At 71.0% G+C, this 10,141-nt stretch carries 10 protein-coding genes; 4 read left to right on the plus strand and 6 right to left on the minus strand.

The window, feature by feature from the left end; genetic code table 11:
- Position 1: 1 nt before the first annotated feature.
- The 4 genes from GXP76_RS16930 to GXP76_RS16945 all read right to left on the minus strand — a co-directional run bounded on the left by GXP76_RS16930 (position 2) and on the right by GXP76_RS16945 (position 2,894).
- On the minus strand, positions 2-460 hold the full coding sequence (locus tag GXP76_RS16930; RefSeq protein ID WP_242572362.1) for a YchJ family protein: 459 nt from the start codon (positions 458-460) through the stop codon (positions 2-4).
- A gap of 348 nt (positions 461-808) precedes the next feature.
- Positions 809-1,609 (minus strand): SAM-dependent methyltransferase, encoded by an 801-nt coding sequence (locus tag GXP76_RS16935; RefSeq protein ID WP_242572363.1) that lies wholly within the window; start codon positions 1,607-1,609, stop codon positions 809-811.
- 187 nt (positions 1,610-1,796) lie between these two features.
- A complete protein-coding gene (locus tag GXP76_RS16940) occupies positions 1,797-2,033 on the minus strand; it encodes a DUF397 domain-containing protein (RefSeq protein WP_078074169.1) in 237 nt (78 codons plus the stop codon).
- Positions 2,034-2,894 carry a helix-turn-helix transcriptional regulator gene (locus tag GXP76_RS16945; RefSeq protein ID WP_242572364.1) on the minus strand — a complete coding sequence of 287 codons (861 nt, stop codon included), beginning with the start codon at positions 2,892-2,894 and terminating at the stop codon, positions 2,034-2,036.
- Positions 2,895-3,093: 199 nt separating this feature from the next.
- Here GXP76_RS16945 and GXP76_RS16950 point away from each other — a divergent pair, with 199 nt between their 5' ends.
- The 3 genes from GXP76_RS16950 (at position 3,094) to GXP76_RS16960 (ending at position 5,306) form a co-directional block, all read left to right on the plus strand.
- Entirely contained in the window at positions 3,094-3,555 is a 462-nt protein-coding gene (locus GXP76_RS16950; protein ID WP_242572365.1) for an ATP-binding protein, read from the plus strand.
- A complete protein-coding gene (locus tag GXP76_RS16955; RefSeq protein ID WP_374361341.1) occupies positions 3,549-3,977 on the plus strand; it encodes a hypothetical protein in 429 nt (142 codons plus the stop codon). The genes GXP76_RS16950 and GXP76_RS16955 overlap by 7 nt, the downstream gene beginning before the upstream one ends.
- 90 nt (positions 3,978-4,067) lie before the next feature.
- A complete protein-coding gene (locus GXP76_RS16960) occupies positions 4,068-5,306 on the plus strand; it encodes an ROK family protein (RefSeq protein ID WP_242572366.1) in 1,239 nt (412 codons plus the stop codon).
- 327 nt (positions 5,307-5,633) lie between these two features.
- Here GXP76_RS16960 and GXP76_RS16965 read toward each other — a convergent pair whose 3' ends face one another.
- Complete coding sequence (locus tag GXP76_RS16965) at positions 5,634-6,764, minus strand: beta-propeller fold lactonase family protein (protein WP_242572367.1); 1,131 nt, start codon at positions 6,762-6,764, stop codon at positions 5,634-5,636.
- 345 nt (positions 6,765-7,109) lie between these two features.
- On the minus strand, positions 7,110-8,279 hold the full coding sequence (xylA, locus tag GXP76_RS16970; RefSeq protein WP_242572368.1) for a xylose isomerase: 1,170 nt from the start codon (positions 8,277-8,279) through the stop codon (positions 7,110-7,112).
- Between the two features lie 250 nt (positions 8,280-8,529).
- Between xylA and xylB the strand changes: the two genes are divergently transcribed.
- Complete coding sequence (gene xylB / locus GXP76_RS16975; protein WP_242572369.1) at positions 8,530-10,023, plus strand: xylulokinase; 1,494 nt, start codon at positions 8,530-8,532, stop codon at positions 10,021-10,023.
- Positions 10,024-10,141 lie beyond the last annotated feature (118 nt).

Genomic DNA, 10,141 nt, shown 5'->3' on the forward strand with positions numbered 1-10,141 from the left:
GCTACTCCACGAAGGTGCCCTCGACATAGACCCACGCGCCGTCGTGCCGCTCGAAGCGGCTGCGTTCGTGGAGCGCGCCCTCCTCACCGCGCCGGGTGTAGCGGGCGCGGAAGGTGACGGTGCCCGTGGTGTGGAAGGCGGTGCCCTCGGTGGTGGCCAGGATCTCCAGGCCCGTCCAGCGCATCGCCGGGTCGAGGTCGACCCTTGAGGGACGGGTGGCGGGGTGCCAACTGGTCAGCAGATAGGGCTCGTTCCCCACCGCGAAGGCGCTGTAGCGGGAGCGCATCAGGCGTTCGGCCGTGGGGGCGGCGGCGGTCGCGGCGTGGAACCGGCCGCAGCACTCGCCGTAGGAGGAGGGCAGTCCGCACAGACAGGGAGAGGCGTCTCGGGAGGCGCGTGGAGTCGCTGCGGCGCGTGTGCGCGGTGAGGTGCGCGTGGGGCGTGTGGGGCGTCGGGCCATCCGCACATTGTGCCCGCCCGCCGAGGGGCTGACGGCCGGGGAGCCGCCGACGGCCGGGAGTGGGCCGGGGAAGGGCTCAGGGCGCCGCTGGGCTGGCGCGGGTGGCGTTCCGCTTGTTGCGGGGCCGCCGGGGCCGTCCCGGCGCTGTGGCCGTGCCTCGTACGGACGACGGTTCGCCCGTACGGGGCACGGTGCCCGGACCCGCCGGGAAACGCCTCGGCGCCGCACACCCCCCGAGAGTGTCGCGGCGCCGAGGCGCTTGCCTGTCCGGACCCCCGCCGATCCGGACCGTGTGAGTCCTGTGTTCCCGTCGTCCCGCGACCGCCCGTTACCGAGGTTCGCGGGCCGTCAGGGCTTGCGGGCCACGCCCACGAAGCCGGGGATCAGCCCGTTGTCCGGTACGAAGACGACCTCGCCCAGCTCCGGGCGCCACTCGGCCACCAGGGAGACCCCGGGGTCGACGAGCTCCAGGCCGTCGAAGAACCGGCCGACCTCGTCGCGCGAACGCAGGGCGAGCGGTACGCCCTTCGCCTTGTAGAGTTCGGCGGCCTTCTCCGAGCCCTCCGGGTCGTAGTCCCCGGTGACGTGGGAGATCACCAGATAGCTGCCGGACGCCAGCGGCTCCAGCAGCTTGCGCACCAGCTCGTGCGCGCCGTCCTCGTCCGGGACGAAGTGGAGCAGGGCGATGAGCGACAGGGCGACCGGCTTGTCGAAGTCCAGGATCTTGCCGGCCTGTTCGACGATCCTGTCGGGTTCGCGCGCGTCGGCCTGGATGTACTCGGTCAGGCCCCCGGGGCTGCTGCGCAGCAGCGCCTCGGCGTGCCGCAGCACGATGGGGTCGTTGTCCGTGTAGACGACGCGCGAGTCTGAGGCGACCTCCTGGGCTATCTGGTGCAGGTTGGGCTCGGTGGGGATGCCGGTACCGATGTCGAGGTACTGGCGCACGCCCGCGGTGTCGCCGAGCCAGCGGGTGGCCCGGTGCATGAACGCCCGGTTGCATTTGGCCATCTCGCGGCCGAGCGGGTTGAGTTCGAGGAGCTGGCGTGCCATCTCCTCGTCGACGGGGTAGTTGTCCTTGCCGCCGAGGAACCAGTCGTACATCCGGGCCGGGTGCGGCCTGCTCGTGTCGATGGGGTCATGCCCGGTCATGTGCACTCCATGAGTCTCAGCGTCTATGGCAGGAACAGTGGCAAGGAACTGGTGGGTTCAGATCCGATCAGTCCTGATCGGTTCGTAACAGGCGGGATCCGGCCGATCCGGGCGTACGGTTCGCGTCATGCCGAGTCGCGTCCGATCACTTCGGTGGCACCGTGCGGTCGGTTCAGGTCAGATCGGGTCAGGTGAGCAGGAAGTCGGCCTGGCCGGACTTGGCGCCTTGAATGAACGCGGCGATCTCACCGTGGGTGTAGATCAGCGCGGGGCCGTCAGGGTCGTTGGACTGGCGCACGGCCACCCTGCCGTCGGCCAGCTTCATGGCCTCGATGCAGTTGCCGCCGTTGCCGCCGCTCCACGGCTTGTGCCAGCCTTCGGCGCCGAGGTCGGTGGCGGGCATGCCGTTGTATATCGGATCCATTCACAGCTCCTTGCGGACATCCTTGAGGATCTCCTTCGTGCGTTGTGCAGTTGCAGCCTGAGCCGCCATGCGGTCCATGACCTCGAGGTGGGTCGCCACCTCGGGACGCGCGTCGAGATAGACGGCGCCGGTCAGGTACTCGCTGTAGATCATGTCGGGCAGTTCGGGCATGGCGAAACGGAAGAGCACGAACGGCCCGTACGTTCCCGGGTGGTGTCCGGAGGAGAACTCCGCTATCTGCAGCGTCACATTGGGCATCTCGGACGCGTCGACGAGCCGGTCGATCTGCTCGCGCATGATCTCGGGCGTTCCGACGGGACGGCGAAGTACCGTCTCGTCCATGATCACCCACAATTTGGGTGCGTCCGACCGCGTGAGCAGCGACTGGCGTCGCATACGCAGTGCCACGTGCCGGTCGATGGCCTCCGGCTGGACCTGTCCCACGGCGCCGGCGTGCATGACCGACAGCGCGTAGCCCTCCGTCTGGAGGAGGCCGGGAACGAAGTGCGGTTCGTACGCCCTGATCAGGGAGGCGGCGCCTTCCAGACTGACGTACATGCTGAACCAGTCCGGCAGGATGTCGTGGAACCGCTGCCACCAGCCCGGCTTGTTGGCCTCCTCGGTCAGCTCGACGAAGGCGTTCGCCTCCTCGTCGCCGACTCCGTAGGCGCGGAGAAGTACCTGCACGTAGGGGACTTTGAGCGTGACCTCGGCGGTCTCCATCCTGCGGACAGTGGCCGACGCCACCCGGAGAAGCTTCGCGGCTTCCTCGCGTTTCAGGCCGGCTCTCTCGCGCAGATCCATCAGGCGTTTGCCGAGTACGACCTGTCCCACGGTCGGGGCAGACCGCGGTTCACTCACTTGGAACCTCCCCATGCACGGTTCCCAGCAGTGTGCCATGCGCTCGCCAGTAAGAACACGGCACTCTGGAAATTTCACAGTGCTACTTGCCAAGTGTCTCGCACGGGTGGAGAGTGGCTCGGTGAACCAGTTCACGCAGTTGTCGTGCTCCGCCCGGAGGTTTCGCACGGTGCTGCTTCCCCACCGTTAGGAATCGGTCGTGGCACCTGGTAACGCGCTCACCCCCCCACTGCTGACCGTGTGCCCTGGCAACGTTGTCCGCCGCTACGGTTTCGCACTGCCCGCCCACGCCGAGTCGGTCTGCCGTGCCAGACAGCTGACCCGGACACGGCTTGACCGGTGGGGCACCAGGGAGGAGACGCTCGAAACGGCGATCCTCATCGTTTCGGAACTGGTCACGAACGCCGTCGTCCACGCGCCCGGTGACCATGTCATCTGCGAACTGCGCGAAGAGAACGGGCGCCTGCGCATAGCCGTCGAGGACCAGGGTTTCGGCCCCACGGGTCCTCAGCTGCACCGGGTCTCCGACGACGAGGGCGGCCGGGGGCTGCTCCTCGTGGACGCCATGAGCGACTGCTGGGGGACGCACGACACATCCGGTTACGGCGCCGGACGTGTCGTCTGGGCGGAACTGCCGCACGAGGTGGGGCAACCATGTTGATGGGTGCGATGCGCCGGTTCGCCCGCGGGCTGCGAGAAGAGCGGAGCGGCTTCGCGCAACTGCCGCTGCCGCCGACCCTGCCGGCCTCGCTCGGCTGTGACGCGGTGGGCGTCCCGGCCAGGCACGGGTTCCGGCTCATGGGCCGGCTCCCCAGTACCGGCTGCGTCTTCGCCGACACCGAGTGGTGGTGGTGGATCGTCCCCGCCGGTTCGGACCTCGAACTCGACTGGCCCCTGCCCGCGCGCTATGTCTCCGGGACCCGGGTCCCGGCCCAGCAGCCCCGGCTGATCCACTGGCCGGACGCCCCCACGCCGTACACCCCGCCGATCCCCTTCTACCTCATGGTCTGTCAGCTCACGGGGACGACGCCTACGTGGGAGGCGCGGCGCCAGGGAGAGATCCCGGTACGGCAGCGCGGCTGAGCGGCCTCCTGAAGAAGGACGGGCGGCTGCCGCCCCTGTCCCGGGACCGGCCGACTGTCCGGATTCCGATCACATAGGCTCGACCGCACCATGAAGAACAACCACACATCACTCGGTCCCAAGGCCGACAAAGAGACGGTGCGCCGACACAATCTGAGCCTGGTGCTGCGCGCGGTGCGGGACGAGGGTGAGGCGACCAGGGCCGGTGTGGCGGCGCGGGTCGGACTGACCCGGGCCGCGGTGTCCTCGCTGGTCGAGCAGTTGCTGGACAGCGGGTTCCTCTCCGAGTCCGGCAAGACGTTCAGCGGCCAGGCCGGGCGGCCCGGCACGGTGCTGAAGGTGACGCGCTCCGGCCCGGCCGGTATCGGCGTCGAGATCAACATCGACTACGTCTCGGTGTGCGTGGTCGATCTGTCGGGCACCGACCGCGTACGCCTCACCGAACACCTCGACAACCGCGGCGCCGCGCCGGCCGAAGTACTCGCCCGTGGCGCCCGGATCGCCGCCCGCACCCTCGACTCGGCCGCCGAGCAGGACCTGTCGCCGGTCGGCGTACAGCTCGCGCTGCCCGGCCTGGTCTCCGGCGGTACGGTCCGGCAGGCGCCGAACCTGGGCTGGAACCGGGTGCCCGCGGAGGAGTTGTTCGCGCAGGCGCTGGCGGAGGCGCGGCCCGCCGTGACGCCGCTGCCGGTGCGCTCGGAGAACGAGGCCAATCTGGCGGCGCTCGCCGAGCTCTGGTTCGGCGGCCTCGGCGGGATCCGCAGCTTCCTCTACCTGTCGGGCGAGATCGGCGTCGGCGGCGCGCTGGTGCTCGACGGTGAACTGCTGCGCGGCGCCAACGGGTTCGCCGGTGAGATCGGCCATGTGGTCGTGGACGCCGACGGGCCGCTGTGCCGGTGCGGTTCACGCGGCTGCCTGGAGCAGTACGCGGGCCAGTCGGCGCTCCTGCGGGGCGCCGGGCTCGACGAGAACGCCGGGGTGCCGGGAGTCGCGGAGCTGGAGGCGCTGGCCAGGGCGGGTGACAAGCGCGCGATCAACGCGATCGGCGAGGCCGGCCGGATGGTGGGCCGGGTCCTGTCGGGCGCGGTGAACCTCTTCGACCCCGACGCGGTGGTGCTCGGCGGGATCTACCGGAGCCTGATGCCGTGGCTGTCGCCGCCCGCCGACGGCGAGTTGACCGATCGGGTGGTCTCCGGACTGTGGCCGCACGACAGCGGCCGGCTACGCGCGTCATCCTCGGCGGGGGACGCGGCCCGGGGCGCGGCGGCCCTGGTGGTCCGCGCGGTGCTGGCGGACCCGGTGGCGTACGCGGACCGCACGAGCGCGTAGCGCGCGGGTTTTCGAGGGGGGCTCGGCTCGGGCCGCGACCGACGCGGGGTGGGGCGTCCGGCAGCCCTCGCCGGGCGCCCCACCCCGAGGTGTACGAAGCGGGCCGGCCGACCTCGGCCGCACGGGACACGCCCCAGGGGGTGTCCGCGAAGTAGCGCCGTCCGCCCGTAGGGCGGGGCTCGCGGCGGCTGGTGCGGTGCATCGCAAGGCGGAGGATCGGGCTCGTACCGGGCCGTACTTGGCCGAGTCCGACAACGCGGCGAGGTGCCGTGCCAGGCGTCGCGGGCCAGGCGGGACTTCGCGGACACCCCCTAGGGGCGGACGGCGCTATTTCCCGGACACGGCCTGGTGCCCCGCTCCCCCTTCGGCACAGCCTCGGTGGTGGCTTCGGCACCCCTGGGTGATGGCGATACCGATGGGCCCGTCGCCGACGGGAATGGTGGTGGTGACGGTGTTGGTCCCGGTGTCGATCACCGAGACCGTGTCGTCCAGCTCGTTGGGGATGTAGGCGCGGTGACCGTCCGGGGTGAAGGCCACGCCCCGGGGCCAGGTGCCGACACGGATGGTGGTGATGACGGTGTTCGTCCTGGTGCTGATCACCGACACGGTGCCGCTGTTGAGGTTGGTGACGTAGACCCGCCGGCCGTCCGGGGTGACGGCCACACCGTTGGGGAGGTCACCGGCGGGGATGGTGGCGGTGACGGCGTTGGTCCTGGTGCTGATCACCGACACGTTGTCGCTGGCGGCGTTGGTGACGTAGACACGCTCACCGTTCGGGGTGACGGCCAGGTTGCCCGGCCCGTCGCCGACACGGATGGTCTTGGTGACGGCGTTCGTCCTGGTACTGATCACCGACACGGTGCCGCCCAGGTCGTTGGCGACGTACACACGCTCACCGTTCGGGGTGACGGCCACACCGAAAGGCCCGTCACCGACGGGAATGGTGGTGGTGACGGCGTTCGTCCTGGTACTGATCACGGACACGGTGTCGGCGGCGAAGTTGGCGACGTACACACGCTCACCGTTCGGGGTGACGGCCACACCGACGGGCCCGTCGCCGACCCGGACGGTCTTGGTGACGGCGTTCGTCCTGGTGTCGATCACCGACACACTGTCGCCGTTGTTGTTGGTGACATAGGCGTGGCGACCGTTCGGGGTGAGGGCCACGCCGAGGGGACGGTCGCCGACGCGGACGGTGGCGGTGACGGTGTTCGTCCTCGTGCTGATCACCGAGACCGTGTCGTCTTCGCCGTTGGCGACATAGGCGTGGGCGGGGCTGTGGTGCGCGGGGTGGTCGTGCGCGGCGGCGGGCGATGCCACGGCGAGTGGGGCCGTCAGGCCCGTGAGCAGCGCCAGGCCCACCCAGGCCCGTACGGTCCTCCCCCATGAGCGCTCACCGCCCTGGCGTCGCCCGTTGATTCTTCGTTCCGGCGTTTGCTGTACCGCGATATCTGACACGAAGACCTCCTGAAGTGACTCGATGCCGACTTGGCGATGGCCGCGGCCACGCCAAGTGCCGGTATCCCCACAAAAGGTCTGATATCGCACGCCTGGGGCTGTATGGACGATCCGAATCCCACCTTCGGCCCCCCGCTCACGGAATCGGGCGCGGGCACCGGCGACACGCCGTACGGCCCGGCCGTGATCGGCCGCGCCAGGCCCGCTCAAGACCGGTGGGACGCCGGTCGGTTGACGGCCGGGGACGGGAAGGGGCGGTGCTTCCGCGCGCACACGCGGGGCGGACCGGCGGTGGGCCGCCCCGCGTGTGCGCTCGTGTCAGGAGCCGGTCGTGTCAGTGCCGGATCAGCGGGCGCCCAGGAGGTGGTCCATGGCGAGCTGGTCGAGGTGTTCGAACGCCATGCCGCGGCTCGCCGCGGACGCCACGTCGAAGTCCTCGTACGCGCTCCGGTCGGCCAGCAGGGCGGCCACCCCGTCGGCGGCGGTCGGCTGCGCCAGCTCGTCCAGACGCGCGGCGCGCAGCGCCTCCTGGACGGCCGGGTCCGCGCGGAACGAGGCGGCGCGCTCCTTGAGTATCAGGTAGTTGCGCATGCAGCCGGCGGCGGAGGCCCACACACCGTCGAAGTCCTCGGTGCGCGGCGGCTTGAAGTCGAAGTGCCGCGAGCCGTCCCAGCCCGCCGACTCCAGCAGGTCCACCAGCCAGAACGCGGCGCGCAGGTCACCGGCGCCGAAGCGCAGGTCCTGGTCGTAGCGGGTGCCGTGCTGGCCGTTGAGGTCGATGTGGAAGAGCTTGCCCGCCCACAGGGCCTGGGCGATGGCGTGCGGGAAGTTCAGTCCGGCCATCTGCTCGTGGCCGGTCTCGGGGTTGACGCCGTACAGCTCGGGGCGCTCCAGGCGCTCGATGAAGGCGAGCGCGTGGCCGACGGTCGGCAGCAGGATGTCGCCGCGCGGCTCGTTCGGCTTGGGCTCGATGGCGAACTTGATGTCGTACCCCTGCGAGACGACGTACTCGCCGAGCAGGTCGAAGCCCTCCTTCATCCGGTCGAGGGCCAGGCGCACGTCCTTGGCACCGCCGGACTCCGCGCCCTCCCGGCCGCCCCAGGCGACGAACTTCCTGGCGCCCAGCTCGGCGGCCAGATCGAGGTTGCGCAGGGTCTTGCGCAGCGCGAAGCGGCGGACGTCGCGGTCGTTCGCCGTGAAGCCGCCGTCCTTGAAGACGGGGTGGGTGAAGAGGTTGGTGGTGACCATCGGCACGACGAGCCCGGTGGTGTCCAGGGCCTGCCGGAAGCGCTTCACGTGCGCCTCGCGCTCGGCGTCGGACGAGCCGAACGGGATCAGGTCGTCGTCGTGGAAGGTCACTCCGTACGCGCCCAGTTCGGCGAGGTGCTGTACGGACTCGGTGGGGTCGAGCGCCGGGCGCGTCGCGTCCCCGAACGGGTCCCTGCCTTGCCAGCCGACCGTCCACAGACCGAAGCTGAACTTGTCCGCGGGGGTGGGAGTGAAACGTTCCGTCATTTCTCTGGCCGCCTTCGATACCTCAGGTCCGGCAGGTGCAGACCTTTTTGTTTCCTGACATGACTAATAATGCACGTCCGGGTGGATACGGAAAAGACCCCGCGTTCGCCCAACCCTGTTCGAGGGGTCGAACGCCCCCTTGGTCCAGGAAGTAACGCCAGCATCTGCCGGATGCACGACAACATCACGTAATTTGTTGGCCTGCGGTCAAAATCCCGCCGCAAGCCCGGAATCAGGAAGAGGTACGAGCGTGCCGCACAGCCAGGTGGTCATCGGCGTCGACAGCTCCACCCAGTCGACCAAGGCGGCGTTCACCGACGCGGCGACCGGACGGCTGCTCGCCGTCGGGCGCGCCCCGCACCGGGTGACCGGGGAGGCCGGGGCGCGGGAGACCGACCCCGAGGTGTGGTGGCAGGCGCTGCGGGAGGCCGTCGCCATGGGCCTGAAGGAGTCCGGCGTTCCGGCGTCCGCCGTCACGGGAATAGCGGTCGCCGGCCAGCAGCACGGCCTGGTGGTGCTCGACGCCGCCGGGAAGCCGCTGCGGCCCGCCCTTCTGTGGAACGACACCCGCTCCGCCCCGCAGGCCGCCGCCCTCACCCGGGCGCTGGGCGGACCCGACGCGTGGACCGCCAGGACCGGATCGGTGCCCGTCGCCTCGATGACGGCGGCGAAGTGGCAGTGGCTCCGCGAGAACGACCCCGCCTCCGCCGACGCGGCGGCTGCCGTCCGGCTCCCCCACGACTTCCTCACCGAACGCCTCGCGGGTACGGCGGCCACGGACCCCGGTGACGCCTCGGGCACCTGCTGGTACTCCACCGCGACCGGGTCCTACGACCCCGAACTGCTCGCGCTCGTCGGCCTCGACGAATCGCTGCTGCCGGCGGTCGCCCCGACCGGGGGCGCCCGTGTCGGCTCGCTCACCGCCTCCGCCGCCGAGTCGCTGGGGCTGCCGGCCGGTATCGCGGTCGCCGCCGGGACCGGCGACAACATGAGCGCGGCCGTCGGTCTCGGGCTCGGCGGCGCCGGGCTGCTGGACCACCCCGTACTGAGCCTCGGTACGTCGGGCACCGTCTTCGCCGCCACCCGCACCAGGCCCGCGTCGGCCGCGCTGTCCGGGTTCGCGGCGGCCGACGGCACGTTCCTGCCGCTCGGCTGCACCCTGAACTGCACACTCGCCGTCGACAAGGTCGCCGAACTGCTGCGCCTGGACCGCGAGGACGTGGCGCCCGGCGGCGAGGCGGTGCTGCTGCCGTACCTCGACGGCGAACGCACCCCCGATCTGCCGACCTCCTCCGGCCTGCTGACGGGCCTGCGGCACGACACGACGCCGCAGCAGTTGCTGGGAGCCGCGTACGAGGGCGCGGCCTACACGGTCCTGCGGGCGCTGGACGAGGTCCTGCGCGCCTGCGGCCTCGACCCGGCGGACCCCGTGGCGGCGAACCGGCCGCTGCGGCTGGTGGGCGGCGGCGCCCAGGGCCGTACGTGGGTGGAGACGGTACGGCGCCTCTCCGGGCGGCCGGTGATCGTGCCGGAGAGCGGCGAGCTGGTCGCCCTGGGCGCGTCGGCGCTGGCGGCGTCGGCCGCCACCGGCGAGGACCCGTTGGCGATCGCCGCCTCATGGAAGACGGGTGACGGTCCCGAACTCCCGCCGGTGGCACGGGACATGGAGACCTGGGAGCGCGTCGGATCGGTACTGGACCGGGCGGCGCCGAGCCTGCTGTCCCAGGGGGGGTCCGTGAAGTAGCGCCGTCCGCCCGCAGGGCGGGGCCCGCGGCGGCTGGTGCGGTGCATCGCAAGGCGGAGTATCGGGCTCGTACCGGGCCGTACTCGGCCGGGTCCGACAACGCGGCGAGGTGCCGTAC

The organism is Streptomyces sp. NP-1717, assembly GCF_022695985.1.
Lineage (GTDB): Bacteria > Actinomycetota > Actinomycetes > Streptomycetales > Streptomycetaceae > Streptomyces.